Source organism: Brachyspira sp. G79 (assembly GCF_002379365.1).
Classification (GTDB): Bacteria; Spirochaetota; Brachyspiria; order Brachyspirales; family Brachyspiraceae; genus Brachyspira.
Genome location: NZ_JQIU01000008.1, coordinates 1,506,093 through 1,522,458, shown reverse-complemented (window position 1 = coordinate 1,522,458; position 16,366 = coordinate 1,506,093). Strand labels below are relative to the sequence as shown.

Annotated in this window: 18 protein-coding genes; 5 read left to right on the top strand and 13 right to left on the bottom strand. The window is 27.4% G+C overall.

Annotated features, from left to right (window positions below):
• Positions 1 to 35 precede the first annotated feature (35 nt).
• The 4 genes from KQ44_RS08140 to KQ44_RS08125 form a co-directional block, all read right to left on the bottom strand.
• Positions 36 to 740 carry a YdjY domain-containing protein gene (locus tag KQ44_RS08140; RefSeq protein ID WP_096736986.1) on the bottom strand — a complete coding sequence of 235 codons (705 nt, stop codon included), beginning with the start codon at positions 738 to 740 and terminating at the stop codon, positions 36 to 38.
• Positions 741 to 771: 31 nt separating this feature from the next.
• Positions 772 to 1,506, bottom strand: coding sequence for a YdjY domain-containing protein (locus KQ44_RS08135; protein ID WP_096736985.1), 735 nt, complete (start codon positions 1,504 to 1,506; stop codon positions 772 to 774).
• Between the two features lie 110 nt (positions 1,507 to 1,616).
• On the bottom strand, positions 1,617 to 2,294 hold the full coding sequence (locus KQ44_RS08130) for a VTT domain-containing protein (RefSeq protein WP_096737804.1): 678 nt from the start codon (positions 2,292 to 2,294) through the stop codon (positions 1,617 to 1,619).
• The gene (locus KQ44_RS08125) at positions 2,278 to 3,033 is read right to left on the bottom strand and encodes a TVP38/TMEM64 family protein (protein WP_096736984.1); all 756 of its coding nucleotides are present in this window, start codon (positions 3,031 to 3,033) and stop codon (positions 2,278 to 2,280) included. Before KQ44_RS08125 ends, KQ44_RS08130 begins: the two co-directional genes overlap by 17 nt.
• A gap of 505 nt (positions 3,034 to 3,538) precedes the next feature.
• Between KQ44_RS08125 and KQ44_RS08120 the strand changes: the two genes are divergently transcribed.
• The 5 genes from KQ44_RS08120 (at position 3,539) to KQ44_RS08100 (ending at position 7,152) form a co-directional block, all read left to right on the top strand.
• Positions 3,539 to 4,156, top strand: coding sequence for a CD3073 family putative ECF transporter S component (locus KQ44_RS08120; RefSeq protein WP_096736983.1), 618 nt, complete (start codon positions 3,539 to 3,541; stop codon positions 4,154 to 4,156).
• Positions 4,149 to 4,667, top strand: coding sequence for a CD3072 family TudS-related putative desulfidase (locus KQ44_RS08115; protein WP_096736982.1), 519 nt, complete (start codon positions 4,149 to 4,151; stop codon positions 4,665 to 4,667). Before KQ44_RS08120 ends, KQ44_RS08115 begins: the two co-directional genes overlap by 8 nt.
• 81 nt (positions 4,668 to 4,748) lie before the next feature.
• Positions 4,749 to 5,582, top strand: coding sequence for an ATP-binding cassette domain-containing protein (locus KQ44_RS08110; protein WP_096736981.1), 834 nt, complete (start codon positions 4,749 to 4,751; stop codon positions 5,580 to 5,582).
• Positions 5,575 to 6,399, top strand: a complete 825-nt coding sequence (locus KQ44_RS08105; protein WP_240516553.1) for an ATP-binding cassette domain-containing protein — start codon at positions 5,575 to 5,577, stop codon at positions 6,397 to 6,399. The genes KQ44_RS08110 and KQ44_RS08105 overlap by 8 nt, the downstream gene beginning before the upstream one ends.
• 12 nt (positions 6,400 to 6,411) lie before the next feature.
• On the top strand, positions 6,412 to 7,152 hold the full coding sequence (locus tag KQ44_RS08100) for an energy-coupling factor transporter transmembrane component T (RefSeq protein ID WP_096736980.1): 741 nt from the start codon (positions 6,412 to 6,414) through the stop codon (positions 7,150 to 7,152).
• Between the two features lie 48 nt (positions 7,153 to 7,200).
• Here the strand turns inward: KQ44_RS08100 and KQ44_RS08095 are convergent, their stop codons facing one another.
• From KQ44_RS08095 to KQ44_RS08055, 9 genes are all read right to left on the bottom strand, one after another.
• The gene (locus KQ44_RS08095; RefSeq protein WP_096736979.1) at positions 7,201 to 9,408 is read right to left on the bottom strand and encodes a transcript cleavage factor; all 2,208 of its coding nucleotides are present in this window, start codon (positions 9,406 to 9,408) and stop codon (positions 7,201 to 7,203) included.
• A gap of 4 nt (positions 9,409 to 9,412) precedes the next feature.
• Positions 9,413 to 10,393 (bottom strand): hypothetical protein, encoded by a 981-nt coding sequence (locus tag KQ44_RS08090; RefSeq protein WP_096736978.1) that lies wholly within the window; start codon positions 10,391 to 10,393, stop codon positions 9,413 to 9,415.
• Positions 10,394 to 10,569: 176 nt separating this feature from the next.
• Positions 10,570 to 11,811: an imidazolonepropionase gene (gene hutI, locus KQ44_RS08085; protein WP_096736977.1), complete on the bottom strand. Its 1,242-nt coding sequence runs from the start codon at positions 11,809 to 11,811 to the stop codon at positions 10,570 to 10,572.
• Between the two features lie 60 nt (positions 11,812 to 11,871).
• Positions 11,872 to 12,672, bottom strand: coding sequence for a sulfite exporter TauE/SafE family protein (locus tag KQ44_RS08080; RefSeq protein ID WP_096736976.1), 801 nt, complete (start codon positions 12,670 to 12,672; stop codon positions 11,872 to 11,874).
• Positions 12,669 to 13,376, bottom strand: a complete 708-nt coding sequence (locus tag KQ44_RS08075; protein WP_096736975.1) for a phosphatase — start codon at positions 13,374 to 13,376, stop codon at positions 12,669 to 12,671. Before KQ44_RS08075 ends, KQ44_RS08080 begins: the two co-directional genes overlap by 4 nt.
• Before the next feature lie 10 nt (positions 13,377 to 13,386).
• A complete protein-coding gene (locus tag KQ44_RS08070; RefSeq protein ID WP_096736974.1) occupies positions 13,387 to 14,010 on the bottom strand; it encodes a cytidylate kinase-like family protein in 624 nt (207 codons plus the stop codon).
• A gap of 128 nt (positions 14,011 to 14,138) precedes the next feature.
• Positions 14,139 to 14,939 carry an AAA family ATPase gene (locus KQ44_RS08065; RefSeq protein ID WP_096736973.1) on the bottom strand — a complete coding sequence of 267 codons (801 nt, stop codon included), beginning with the start codon at positions 14,937 to 14,939 and terminating at the stop codon, positions 14,139 to 14,141.
• Between the two features lies 1 nt (position 14,940).
• A complete protein-coding gene (locus tag KQ44_RS08060; protein ID WP_013113186.1) occupies positions 14,941 to 15,135 on the bottom strand; it encodes a hypothetical protein in 195 nt (64 codons plus the stop codon).
• 127 nt (positions 15,136 to 15,262) lie between these two features.
• The gene (locus tag KQ44_RS08055) at positions 15,263 to 16,225 is read right to left on the bottom strand and encodes a radical SAM protein (RefSeq protein ID WP_096736972.1); all 963 of its coding nucleotides are present in this window, start codon (positions 16,223 to 16,225) and stop codon (positions 15,263 to 15,265) included.
• Positions 16,226 to 16,366 lie beyond the last annotated feature (141 nt).

The window sequence follows — 16,366 nt, the reverse complement described above, 5'->3', positions numbered from 1 at the left end:
ATTTTATATTATTTATACTTAAAACTAAATAAATATTATTCTGCTATTCTAAATACTACATAAACTTTGCTTCCGTCAGCAGGAAGTACGTCTTCTCTTATATATTTATCTATTTTTTTACTGTCAAGTTCTTTAGTAGCAAAAGCAGCATCGCTTGTTATTGCAATAGGACAGCTGTCAAGACATAGTATGCAGCCTGTTCTATTAGCTTTAGCAGCTTCAAAATTTCCTCCAAATCTAACATCAACAGGTCTTTCTTCTGAAGATTTTATTATATCAGAAAAAGGTATTTCTTTATCCAATCCATCCCAAGTAACAAATACATCTAATTTCTGACCATCTACATATTCCGTTACTTTACCATAATCTTTAAGTTTAAGATTATTTCCAGCTACTGCACCTATATCAATTAAAGCCTGATAAACTTCTCTTTCATCTGCTAGCCCTATTAAAACAGCCCTATCTCCATATTTTCCGCCTTTAAATACTATACCATGATGTCTTGAAGGCGTGTTAAAATATTTACCATTTACTGTTGCTTCTATAATAACTTCTTTATTATCATTATCTATTACAACAGGAACTGCACCTTCATCTCTTAATATGACACTTCCCATTGAATTAGTTAATTGAGAATTTCCTGAAGCTATTTTTTCTGATTCTCCAGATTGTTTACTTCCGCATGATGATAACATAAATGCCGAAAGTAAAGATAAAATAATAATAATTTTTTTATTCACATATTACTCCATTTAATAAAATAAATTTATTTTAATTATTATTTATTGCTACAGAACAGCAGTCTAATTGTTTCATTCTAAACATAACTGAAATTTTTGTGCCGTCAGGCGGAAGTACATCTTCTCTTATATATTTATCTATCTCCTTGTTTTCAAGTTCAGCAGTAGTAAATGATGAATCACTTGTTATAGCAATAGGGCAGCTGTCAAGACATAATATGCAGCCTGTTCTATTATCTTTAGCAGCTTCAAAATTTCCTCCAAATCTAACTATCATCATTCTCTCTTCAGAAGATTTTATTATATCAGAAAAAGGAATTTCTTTATTTAATCCTTCCCAAGTTACAAATACATCTAAAGGCTCTCCTTTAACAGCTTTAGATAATTTCATGTCTTCCATAGTTAAATTTGTTCCTTCAACACATCCTATATCTTTTAAAGCCTGATAAAACTCTCTTTCATCTGCTAATCCTATCAATACACCTCTATCACCATATTTTCCGCCTTTAAATACTATTCCATGATGCCTTGACGGTGTATTAAAATATTTACCATTTACTGTTGCTTCTATAATAACCTCTTTATTATCATTATCTATCACTACTGGAACTGCACCTTCATCTCTTAATATAACACTTCCCATTGAATTAGTTAATTGAGAATTTCCTGAAGCTATTTTTTCTGATTCTCCAGATTGTTTACTTCCGCATGATGATAACATAAATGCCGAAAGTAAAGATAAAATAATAATAATTTTTTTATTCACATATTACTCCTTTTAAAAAGTTAAAAATATTTTGCTTAAAAGTTCTGATGATCAATATTTTTAAGTTATTATTTTATAAAAAACACTATAACAAAACTCCTAAAAATACTCTAAACAGATTTATCATTAATATATTTTCTCTTCAAAAATAATGATACTGCTAATACAAATATTAGAATAACACCTGCAATCAAAAAATATAAATATCTATTATTCTCAGATACAACTCCCACAGAAGCTATAGTAAAAAAAGATATACCTGGAAGCATAAATAAAAATGTATATAGTGAATATTGTAGAAAACTTACATCTGTTATACCATAAGCAAAATTCTGTATATTGTAAGGAAATAAAGGCACTAATCTTGTAATCATCAAAAGAAGTATCGCATTTTTATTTCCTTCCTCAAATAAAAGTTTATTTAAATATTTATTTTTCTCTACCAATGGCTTTATAGTATCTTTTAAGAAAAATCTAGCTATTAAAAAAGAAATTACAGCTGCCAAAGTAGCCGAAAAAGAACATAATATTATACCAAGCACAGGTCCAAATAGCAATCCAGAAAACAAAGCAAATGTTATACCGGGTAAAGCTAACACAGAACTCCCTACAGCAGTTATTATAATATATATGATAGAAGCCTTAACTATATTATCTCCAAGTATATTTCTAAAATCTTCCAAATTATGTATTCTATCATGAAGTTTATAATGATAATTTAATATAATAACAGCTATAACTGCTGCAAAAAATATAACAAGTTTTATATATTTAGTTTTTAACTTCATTATTATTTTCAACTTTATCTTCAGTTTTTGTAGTTTTATTTTTTCTATTTTTATATATCTGTCTTAATAAAATTATCAATGCCGACAATGCAAACAATATTAAAAGTCCAGTAACAAACAGTTTGGCCCCACCTGTAAGCATACCTCCTACATACGAATATACTATTGTAGCAGGAAGCTGTCCTATTCCAGTAGCTATAAAAAAACTTAAAAAATTCATAGATGTCAATCCAGCCGCATAGCTTACTATGTCAAAAGATATAAAAGGAAGAAGCCTAGCTATAAGTACACTTTGTTTTCCGTATTTTTCAAAAAATTCATCTATTTGCTTTAACCCAGTCTTGCTTGTAAGTTTTTCAACAAAATCTCTTCCTAATATTCTCGCTATATAAAAACATACTGCAGCTCCCGCCATAGCACTAGACCAAGATAATAATGCCCCAGCCTTCCAGCCAAATAAATTAGCGTTTGCAAATGTAAGCAAAAATGCAGGCAAAGGTGCTATTACTGACTGAAATACCATAAGTATAAATGAAACTGCCATAGCATAATGTCCGTAAGAAGCTACAAATTCTTTTACTACATTAAAATCACCAGATGCAAACATTTTAAATATTGTATTGAGACTGCTATTTACTTGAGGTATAAAGAAATATGAAAGTACTGCAAGCAAAATTATTAATATCAAAATTACTTTTTTTATTATTGATTTTTTATTTGAAACATTTGACTGTTCCATAAAATAAACTCCTGAAAAAATAATAGAATGATTTTTATTATGATTTTATTAAAGCCGCACGGACTAATATTTTTTATTTAAGAGGGAATTTATGATTGTTAAAAAACATACAAAATAGTACTTTTTTTGATAAAAGAATAAACATAAGAAAAATCCAGTAAAGTTACTTTATAAGTATAATAACAAAAATAATAAAAATATCAAGTATAAAATAGTGATATATAACTTTTTGTAAGCTATTGACATTTTATGCTCTAAATTATATTATTAAAACTCAATTTCAAAGAATAATAATCATTAAAGGTATTAATTTCACTATGAATATTTTATCATCATCACAAAATATGCATTTCAAGAATCAATACCACTTTCCTCAGATAATCTAAATACTGCAGGCAGGCTGTCTGTAAATAACAATATTAATATTCTTTCTTTATATGAATATAAGCTAATAAATTGATTAGTTCTAATCAGTTAATAATAAAAAACTAAAAGGATTGACACAATGAAAACAAAATCGTATTCATTAACTTTTTGTGCTATAGGCGTAGCATTAAACATAGTGCTTTCATTTATAGCGAAACACTTAAATATCCCATTTGTATTTTTCGATGTAATGGGTACAGTATTAAGCGGTGCGGTACTCGGACCATTATACGGAGCTATTACTGGATTTGTTACCAATTTAATTACTTCTATGGTTAATAATCCTGCGGAACTTCCTTATGCTATTGTTAATATGATGATAGGTATAATAACAGGATTTATTTCTATTAAATTTGGATTCAAACTTCCTACAGCAATAATAACAGGTATAATACTTGCTGTTGCCGCTCCTTTAGTAGGAACTCCTATAACAGTAATATTATACGGCGGATTAGCTGGCGGAACTATGGATATTATGACAGGCTTTTTAATTCAAAGCGGTCAGAAAATATTTACTTCTGCATTTATACCTAGAATAATATCCAATATCATAGATAAGCCTTTATCTTGTATAATAGCATATATTATAATTTTAAGAATGCCTAGCTCTCTTCTCTCTAAAATAACTACAAACAAAAAATTATTAGCTCAAAAAAATGCTGCTTCTTCAAAAGATGAGGATATTGATAATGAATAGGTCAAAAAAATTGGCTGTATTATCGCATTGCATATTAAATCAAAATGCTGTTGTCAAAGGAGAATACAAGGATATGAATGTATTTTTTCCATTTGTACAAGAGCTATTTAAAAATAATATAGGAATACTTCAGCTTCCATGCCCTGAAACAGAATGCTATGGATTAAAAAGATGGGGACATGTTAAAGAACAATTCAATAATTCTGGATATAAAAAATATGCTAGAGAAACTCTAAATTCATTTGTGAATACTCTTAAAGAATATATTGATAACGGATATGAAATAGTAGGAATATACGGAATAGCTGGAAGTCCTAGCTGCGGAGTTAATCTTACATGCTCTGCTGACTGGGAAGGAGAAGTAGGACTTTATAAAGATAAAGAAGATATTACCTCAAGAGTAAAAATGATAAATGAAAGCGGTATATTTATGGAAATGTTTAAATCTATACTAAAAGAAAATAATATAAATATACCTTTTTATGATGTTGATGATTATTTAAAAAAATAGATTTTTTTATTAACAAAAATATATTAGGGTTTTTATTATTAAAGCCCTAATATTAATTTTTTATTTATAGGAAATTTCATAATGAGTAAAGCCGTAGAGTTTAAAGATGTATGTTTTTCATATATTCAAAATGATGATGAAAACTATTTTCTTGACAATATTAATCTCTCTATTGATGAAAACAGTTATTTGGCACTTCTTGGAAAAAATGGAAGCGGAAAATCTACATTAATAAAACTTATGTTTGGAATAGAAAAAGCAAATAAAGGCAAAATAAATATATTTGATATGGATATAAATGAAAAGGCATATGAAATATATAAAATAGCAAGCTTAGTTTTTCAAAATCCTGATGATCAAATAGTAGCCGATACTATAGAACTTGATATTGCTTTTACTATGGAAAATTATTCTATACCAAGTAAAGAGATGCATAAAAGAATAGATGAAGTGCTTGAAATAGTAGAACTTTCAAATAAAAGGAAAGATAAAGTACATTCATTATCAGGCGGAGAAAAACAAAGACTATGTATAGCTTCGTCTTTGGTATTAAATCCTAAAATACTTGTATTAGATGAGCCTACATCTATGCTTGATGCTGAAAATAGAATGAAAGTAATTGAAGTATTAAAGAAAATACATTCAATGGGTACTGCTATAATTATAGTAACCCATCATATTAATGAAATAGAACATTGCAATGAAGTTGTATTTATGGATAATGGAAGTATATCTTTTAAAGGCTCTTCTGATGAATTTGTAAGGGCTTTAATAAAAAATAATGAGTTTCATAAGCTAAATATGCCTATTAATTTTAAGCTGGCTTATGAATTATACAAAAATAAAAATGTACTAATAGATAAAGATATTTTTAACTATAAAAAGGTTTGTGAAAGTTTATGGAAATATGTTTAAAAAACTTAAATGCAGGATATATAATAAGCAAAAAAGAAAAAAACTAATAACTGAAAATTTAAATGCGGTATTTGAAAGCGGAAAATTTCATTTTTTGGCTGGAGTATCTGGAAGCGGAAAATCTACACTTCTTGAAACTATATGCCTGCTTATAAAAAAAATATCAGGCGAAATATTATTTGACAATAAGAATATAGAAGATAAGAATAATCTAAAAGAGTTCAGAGAATCATCTGGAATAATGCTTCAATACACAGAAAAACAATTTTTTAATAATACAGTAAGAGAAGAAATAACATTTAATCTAAAAAGAAAAAAACTTGATAATAAAGAAATTAATAAAAAATTAAGAGAAACTCTAGAAATATTAAATATTGATAAAAAAATATTAAAAGCCTCACCATTTGAAATAAGCGGAGGACAGAAAAGAACAATAGCTCTAGCTTCTATAATAATAACTTCTCCAAAAATATTATTTTTAGATGAACCTACAGCAGGACTTGATTTTGAAAGTAAAAGCACATTTATGAATACTATAAAAAATCTAAATAAAACTTCAAATATTACTATTATACAGTCATCTCATATATTAGATGATATAATAGAATACGGAGATTATGTTTTTATTATTAATAAAAATAAAAAATATATTCAAGGAAAACCTAAAGATTTATTATTTTCAAAAGATATACTTAAAGAATATAACTTAATAGAGCCTGAAATTTTTTTATATATAGAAGAGCTTAAAAAATTAGGAGTGAATAATATTGATAATGTATCAAATGCTGATGAATTAATACAAAAATTATTTTATTAAAAGAGTATTATTATGACAAAAAGATTTGACCCAAGAACTATTTTTTTATCCACATTATTTTTAGCTGTATCATTAGTAGTAATGAATAAAATAAATCAAACTATATTCTGTGCATTAGCTATAATTTTGCATGTACTTTTTATAGGAATAAATATTAAAAATATTATAAAAATATTTATAGCGTCTATATGGCTTTTACTTTCAATCATATTAATTAATTATTTTTTGATAGGCAGAAATATAGATTATATAGCAAATACAGCTTTCAGATTATTTGGAATTATAATACTTGCAGCTGTGGTATTATCGTCTATGGATATAATGGATATAGGTTTTGCCATAGAAAAAATATTTTATCCTTTGAAATATCTAAAAATACCAATAGAAAGCATAAGCATTATAATAGCATTATCATTAAAGTTTATACCATTAATAAAAGATGAAGCTTTAAGAATAAGAAAAGCCCAAAAAGCAAGAGGGCTTGATTATCAATTAATGCCAATAGGAGAGAAAATAGCTAATTCAGCCAATCTTTTTATACCAATAGTAATTTTGGCAATACAGTCATCAGTAAAAACAGCTGTTGCTATGGAAGTGAGAGGATACAGTGCTCCATATGATAAAACAAGGCTATATGAATCATTTATCAAAGTAAAAGACATTTTATATATATCATTCAGCATTTTATTTTTAGTATTTATTATTTTAGTAAGACTTAATATAATAAAAATACTTGATAATATAAAACTATAATAAAAAATAAAGGGCTTAAAAAAACCCTTTATTTATATTATTTTTTAATTATATTTTCCAATTAGGGAAACGCTTAATAACAGCAGAAATTATATCAGTTTTATAATGCTGCTCTAAATTAACCAGCTTTTGGAACTCACTGAATATAATTTTTACATCATCTTCAGATTCATTTTCTATAAACTTGAGTAAATAAGCCTTATCAAATACCAAATCATATACCACTTTCAAAAGTTTTCTAGCCTGAGCAGATGTTTCTTTTTTATCAACCATTTTAGAGAGATGAGGTATAATGCTAAGAAGCCCTATCATAAGAGAGTTTTTATTTATTTTAATGTCTCCCTCTATATCATCATAATATTCTCCATCAAGTATCTTCTGGGCAAAATATACAAATGCCTCTGGATATTCTCTGTAATGAAGAAATATATCATCAATAGTTTTAGCAAGCATATCAACCTTACCGTCAGAAAATAATTTATTTACTATAAGATAATTGTTTTTTACCTGAGAAGAATAAAGCATTTTTAATATAATATTATAATAATCGTCTCTTCTTCCGTCCCAAATAGCTTTTATAAACTTCTCTCTGTAGTTTGAAGATGGAAGAACCTCATAAATATGGGTATAATCATCAATATCTTTAACTATATCAGAAAGAATAGGTACATCTTTATCAACTGATGATTGACTTCTTAAATATATTGTACTCACTATTCTCTCATCATTAGGAGACTTTTTATCTTTAGAAATATTAACAAAATAATCATTCATTTCTCTAGCTTCATCTGAGTTCAAATTAGGAGTATAATTTAAATATTCTATATATATCTGATATCTTTCAAAGAAGTTATCAGTTTTATTGAACTTAGACAAACATTCAGCATCATAAGTTTCAGCTTCTTCATTATAAAGAAAAGTATTTTTATCAAACTTAACAGAAGTAGAAGCCCTTACAGATTTTTTAGCTCCCTCAAGCCATTTAGTATAAGAAGCCTCTGGAACTACTACAGCTGGTTTTGAAGTTAATTCCTGTTTTAAATCTTTAGTTGTAATAGTTTTTTTATATTTTAAAATAATAGTTAAAAGTTCCGTAGGATTTTCTTCTGCTATTTTTTTTATCTCATTAAGTTTGTATGCCTTATAAACATTAATATCATCAGCTGGAAGAGTAGTCAGAGATTGTATAGCCATATCAAATGTCATTTTTCTTACATCTTCCTGAGATACAAATTTTATCATCAAAAAGTTTATATCTATAGCTTTAATCTTTCCTACACCGAAGTTTCTATGAATAACATATTTATCAACATCATATTGTATATATTTTTCAAATATTTCTATACATTCTTTTGGTTTTTTATTAACATTAGTTATAGAGGATATTTCTTCTATTTTTTCAAAAAGTGTATGGTTAGGGTACAATGCTTTGTAAACATCTACAAGTCTGTGTCTGAAAAATTTAGCTTTTTTATTATTTTGAGCTACTATATCTTGTTCATAATTAAGTAAATTTTTTATAGTTTTCAAAGCATCACTGTATCTGTTATTTTCAAAATAGTAGAAAAATATTATTTTCCATACATCTATCATTATATTAGAATCAACCAATGCTTTTAATGCATTTTCATGTTTAAGTAAATAGTTATAATTATCAGGTTCATACTGAAGAACTTTTTTTATATCGCTTTCAGCATTATTTCTCTCTCTTAAAAGATTTCTTTCAAAAGCTATTTTGTAGTAATGTACTGCACTCTTTATATCACCTGCTAATTCTTTTGTATGAGCTATTTTTTCTGGAAGTTCTGGATTTGAAACATCAAAACGTATAAGTCTTTCCCATATTTCTAAAGCCTCAGCTTCTCTGTTTGTACTTTGATAATAGCTGGCTAAATATCTTAAAGCATAATCGCTTTCATAGTATTCGTCCAATATTTGCTGAGCTATAAACTCAACTATATTCCATTTCTTAGCATTTTTAAAAATACCTAAAAGTTTATCCAAACTGCCTTCAGAGTAGTTTTCAATTTTTAAATTTAAAAGTCCGTTTGCATATAATGCCGATATATGATTAGGATTTTTATCTAATTGTAATTTAGCAGTCTCTATAGCAGCACTAATATCATTAGTATCATTTATGTCATTAATTACAGCAGCCAAATCAAAAAAATATTTAGTTGTATAATTAAGTAATGGCTTTCTAGTAAATGTTTCTTCTGAAAATATATTTTCCAATTTTTGTAGAGCTTCTGACATATTATCACTCCTTGTCTAATATTTTTATGTAGTATTGCAGCAAATCCTTATCTATCATAGCCATCTTTCTGCCCCATACCTTAACTTCTTCAATATCAGAATCATTTTGACGCATAATAAGATATGTTGTTAAAAATGCATAAGAAGCTAAAAGTTTAGGTGCTGCTGCCTCTCTCAATTTTAATTTCCTATAGTCAGCTTCAAGCCTAGATATCTTTTTCCTAAGTTCAAACTCTTCTTTTTCACTTAAAGGTCTTTTCACATCCAGTATATTCATAAGCTCGCCGTAGGCACTCATCCAAAGTATTATCTCCTCCTGACTATTATTATGAATGCCTCTTTTTATTATTATATCTCTTATTTCTCTTACTACTTCAATGCTAATATTTTCAAACTCTATACTTAAAGGATCATAAAATAAAGCTTCTCTTATATATAATTTGCATTTCTTTTCATCGCCTAGTATATCATAAATCATAGCAATAAAACTAAGAGTCCTAGAATTATAAGGTTCTATTGTATTTAAATATTCATAAGATTTTAATGCCCTAGAATAATCCTTTAACTCTATAAAAGCATTTGAAAGTAAATGTAATTCCTCCGTACCTTCAATATCATCAGTGTTTTTTTGCATTATTAAGTCTACTGTTTTATTATAAACATAATAATGTATAGCATTAATTGCCATAAGACTCTCATTGTAAGATTTAGCATGTATAAATATACTAAACTTCTTATATGTAGAATCTAAAAGTTTGCAATACTCTATACAATTTCTCTCTACGCTTTTAAACTTATCAAGTCTGTTAATCCAAAATTTAACGCAGGATATATTTTCATATAGATTAGCACATTCAAAGTCCATAGACATAATCTTATCAAAATATTCCATAGACTCTTCAAATAAGCCGTTTTTTAATTTACTTTCTATAACAGAAAAAATATCCTTAACAGACTCCTTCCTAGAAAATAATTCTTCTTCCATTATATTTTATACAAACTACTCCCTTAAAGTAAAAAAACGTACAGAGATATATACGTATATTTATATAATATAATCAAATAAGACTAAATTGTCAAGTAAAATAATACTTTGCATATTTCAAAATAATAAAAAATATATTAAAAAAACTATAATTATTTTTATACTATGATAATTTACTAAATATTAGTATTGTTATATACAATTTCTCCTGATTTAAAAACAATACCGCATAGATTATTATCCAAAGTATAGAGTAAAAAGTTTAATTTTTTAGTATTCCATATTATAATATCAGCCTTTTTACCAACTTCAATAGTACCGATCTCTTTACCTCTATCAATAGCACATGCAGCATTAATTGTTGCAGCATTTAATATTTCTTCAGGTTTTAATCTATATATTAAATATGCTAATTTCATAATGAATTGCATATTAAAACAAGTACTTGAACCAGGATTATAATCAGAAGCTATAGCAACAGGTATACCCTTTTCTATCATATATCTAGCTCTAGCATAAGGCATTCCCAAATAAAAAGAAGCATTTGGTAAAAGTACTGCTATTACACCTTGTTTTTTTATAATATCTATACATCTGTCATCAGCCATTATCAAATGTTCAGCACTTATAGCCTTAAATCTGGCTGCCAAATAAGAACCTCCGCTGGTTTCAAGCTGATCCGAATGTATTTTAAGTTTTAAATTATGCTTTCTAGCAGCATCTAAAATATTATGGCTCTCTTCCATATTGAGTCCGCAATTTTCACAAAATACATCACAGAACTCTGCAAGTCCAAGTTCTACAATCTTTGGTATCATTTCATTGCATATTAGATTAACATATCCTTCTCTGTCATTTTTATATTCCTCAGGCACAACATGCCCTCCCATAAATGTAGAAACTATATCTATTTTATGATTTTCATTTAATTTTTTCATAACGTTTAGTATCTTTATCTCATCTTTAACCGTTAAACCATAACCGCTTTTACCTTCTACAGTGGTAGTACCATATTTTATCATGCTGTCAAGTATTGGAATTGATTTTTTATAAAGGGCATTTTCTGTCTGTTTTCTAGTATCTTTTACAGTAGATAATATACCGTATCCAGCCTTTATTATATCAGAATATCCCATATGTCCTGTGACTATATCATACATCTCATCTTCACGGCTTCCGCCATATACAAAGTGGGTATGGCAGTCAACTAAACCAGATGTAACTAAGGCACCATTAGCATTGATAGTTTTTCTAGCTCTTTCATTTGGAGATTCTCCTATATATTCTATCAAACCATTTTTTATACCTATGCAAATATTATTATATACTTTTACTTTTCCCTGATTTTTACCATATAATGGATTGCTGCCTTGTGCTGTTACCAAGCTGCCTATATTCTTTATAACAATGTCTAACATATATAATTACCGCCATATTAATAGTATAGTAATAATTATAACATAAAACAACATTAAAAGTTATATATTGATAGAAAAATGGTACAAATTATAGGAAGTTATCAAAATTATAATTATTAATATAATTATAAATAGTTTATTAACAATATTAGAATCTATTTTTTTATTAATAAATCTGCCTAATACCCCGCCCAATATACCGCCGATTATCATTACAATCAAAAAACGTAAATTAACTTTTGAAACCTCATTATTTGATACACTTATAAATACGCTTGCAATTTGAGAAAAAAGTATTATATACAAAGAATTCTGAGCTGCAGCTTTTGAATCCATACTAAAGAAAAAATATAAAAATGCTATATTAAAAGGTCCGCCGCCAATACCTAGAAATGATGATAAAAATCCAAGAATAAGTCCTATTATAATACATAAAAATATATTTTGTATATGCAAAGACTTTATTTTTTTATCTCCCATATTTTTTACAGTAAAAATAAATGTGAATATGGTTAATAGTACTAAAATAGACGACTGAAAAACACCTGCAATATTTTCACTTTGAAAAAATATAATAACATAAGAAAATGACATCTTTCCTAGTATTCCGCCAAGTACACCACCCAAAGCAAGAGGAGTAGCTATTTTTCCATTTACAAGACTGTCTCCCTTTATCTTTGAAACTATAAAAGTATACAAACTCATAGAAAGCACTGTGCATGAAGATAAAAAACTTATTTTACTTACTTCCATAATATTTAAAGAATCAAGTACTGGCTTTATTATAACACCGCCACCTATTCCGCAAATAGCTCCTATAGAAGAAGCAAGCAAACTTACAATCAAAAAAAAGATTATCATTTTTCTATATTAAGATATTCCATCAATCTGTCATAATCAGTATTAAGTATAAGATTCTCAGGAAAATCAATAGATTCAAGCATATCTATTGCATCTTTATGATCTCCCACCTTATACATAGAATGAGCATCAGAAGTTACTATTATATTAGTTTCATATTTTTTGCAGGCAAGTGCTACCTCCTTGCATATAGGATAACTTCCTTTTCTAACTTTAAAAGATGATGAATTAATTTCTATTAATTTATTATATTCTTTGCATAATTTTACTATATATTCAATATTAAACTCAAATTTAGGATTTCCGACATGACCTAAACAATCAATGTCTTTATTTTTTATCACTTCAGCATATCCGTTAGTATGCTCCCTTATATTGATAGGCTGTAAAGCATCTTCATGGTATGAAGCTATAACAAAATCCAAATAATTTAATACACTGGCACTTAAATCTACTTTTCCGCTGTAATCTATTATATCAGCCTCGCATCCTCTTAATAGTCTTATACCATCTATATAATCTGGCAAATTATGCATAGCCTTAAAATGAACTTCCTTAGCCCCATCACTTGAGGCAGGACCATGATCTGTAATAGCTAAAGCCAAAAAACCCTTTTTTTTAGCCGCTTGTACCATTTCATTAACTGTATTGTATGCATGCTCACTTACTATAGTATGGGTATGTAAATCAGCTATTATTTTCATAATAATATACCTATCTTTCTAATCTAAATTTAGCTATTTTTTCTATTAATTCTACAGTATTATCAATGCCTACAAAATCACTATTGAAGCAGGCATGATAATTTCTTGCATCCCCCCAAACTTTGCCTGTATAATAATTATAATGTTTGGATCTTAATTTATCTCTTTCTTTTAGGATTTTTTCTATATTAGTACTATCTAATTTATATTCATCAACAGCACGCTTGATTTTGCTTTGCATATCTGAATAAATAAATATATTAATACAATTATCCATTCCTTCCAACACATGATTAGCACATCTTCCCACTATAACACAAGAGTGTTTTGAAGCTACTTCCTTAATAACATTACTTTGAGCAAAAAACATAGTATCTTGCAGCGACTCTCCATTTCCAAATGTCATATTTCCTGCATAAGAGCCAGATATAGCAAAATTAAATAAAGAAGAACCAGTTAATTTCTGTTCATTTTCTTTGATATATTCAGGAGAAAATCCTGTTTTATCTGATGCCATCTCTATTATAGCCTTATCATAAAAAGGTATATCAAGTTTCTTTGCTACCATCTCACCGATATATCTTCCGCCGCTTCCGAATTCTCTGCTGATAGTTATAACAATATTTTTACTCATAGTACACCTCTAATTTATCATTTCCTATTATATAATAGTTTAGCAATATAAATATATTTGTCAAATTAAAATGATACCAATTTTAAGAATATATTAAAATAAAAATAAATAAATTTTATATATAATTATTAAAAAAACTCAGAGAAAGTTTTTTCTCTGGCATTTTCATCTTTCATAACACCTATATCATACAAATATCTAGTAACAGCCAATGAAAAACCGCCCTTTATAGGAGTTTTCGGATAAAGTATTATAATAGGTGTTCTTTTCTGAACTGATATCATAACTTTCTCTTCATCAAAAAGTACAGGTCCTAAAAGAACCAAATTAATATCAAGAGAGAACTTAGCAGTTACCTTCTTAACTTCTCTGTATAAATTTATAGCCCAGTCTATATTTTTTACTTTATTGACTATCAAATACATTTTGTCTGTCATATTATTAACGTATATCATCTTCATAAGTCTGTAGAGATCTGTTAAAGCTGTAATCTCTGGGTTTGCTACTAATATAATATCATCAGACATCTCATAAAAACGCATCATAGGCTGAGTAATACCAGCAGCATAATCTATTATAACATAATCATAATCTTCAGCTAAAACCTTTAAATCTTTAGCAAGGTTTGACAAATTAAAATCATTTTCAAACTGAACAAATCTTTGTATATTAACACCAGCACTAATAACATCAATACCATACTCACTTCTTATAACGCAGTCTTTTAATGTTAAAGTACCCTCAAAATATTCTTGTAATTTAGATTGCGGTTTGACATGAAGTAATATAAATACATTAGAACAGTTAATATCTATATCAAATACTAAAACTTTATATCCTCTTGAGGCTAATTCGGCAGAAAAATTAACTGAGCATAAAGTTTTTCCTGCACCGCCCTTACCGCTAGAAAAAGATATTATTCTTCCCATATTATTGTCCTGTATACAATTTTAATACCTGAGCCACTTTAAGTCTGACATTTTCGTCCCAATCTAGTATATGCGGCTTCAATGCTTTAATTACAGATATTTTATCGGAATTTTCTACATTTTTTGCCAACTCTTCAAGAGCCTCAAGTCTTTTTTCTACCTCTTCGCTTTCCAAAAGTGCAAAAATTTCTTTCATAGTTTCTTCCTTAGTTAAATAAAAGAATCAAATAAACAATACTCTGATTATTCGATAATTATACATTATAAAATATTTTTGTCAAAATATAAAGATTGTTTAATTTTTTTTAAATAATATTATAAAACTATATTTGAAATGGTTTTTCTTTAGTAAAATCTGGCAAATAATTTTCAGAACTATCCATATCCTGAACTAATAAATTTTCAAATCCCAAATCAAGTGCATAGTCTACTACATCATCATACTCTTTTTTATATAGCTTCCTGTTTATATTCTCAAAATCTAAAGCCTTAAATTTAGGATTATACTGCGACATTAAAGATATAGTGCTATTTAAAAATCCTCTTTCCTTTAATTCTATTAGTATATCATAAGAGTCAGATTCATTGTTTGGCAGTATCAAATGCCTTATTATGATTCCTCTCTCAGCAATACCATTATTATTAACGATTAAATCTCCAACCTGACTTTTCATTGTTTCTATCGCATTAATAGCAACATTAAAATAATTTTCAGCCCTAGAATATTTAAAAGCCTTATCATCAAAAACATATTTTAAATCAGGCAAATATATATCAACTATGCCGTCTAAACAATCCAGTAATTCTTTTGTATCATACCCATTTGTATTGTAAACTATAGGAAGATTAAGCCCCTTCTCTAAAGCAATCTTTAAACCTTTAAGCACTGGATATATAACATGTGTAGCACTTACCAAATTTATATTTAAAGCTCCATCTCTTTCTAAACTCAAAAAATAATCGGATAGTGTTTCTATATTAACTTCTTCTCCTACTCCTTCATTACTAATCTGGTAATTCTGACAAAATACACAGTTCAAATTACAGCTTGAAAAAAATACTGTTCCGCTTCCTCTCTCTCCTACAATCATAGGCTCTTCTCCAAAATGAAGTGTGTGGGATGCAACTTTTATATGATGAGTATCTTCAAAAATTTTACATCTTCCTATCTTATTTTTATTACGGTTAATACCGCATATATGTCCGCAGCATATACAATTGTCATAAAGTGCCTTTGCTTTATCTATTGATGCACCTATATTTTTTAAATGCTTTTCATTATACATAATCTGTCCTAATCTTATTTATATTAAATAATATACAAAAAATAAAACTATATCAATAGTCATAATATTATTATAAATATAAACAAAAAATAACAAAAATGCATATTAATATATTGACAATTTTTGTTTAAATGTTAGAAT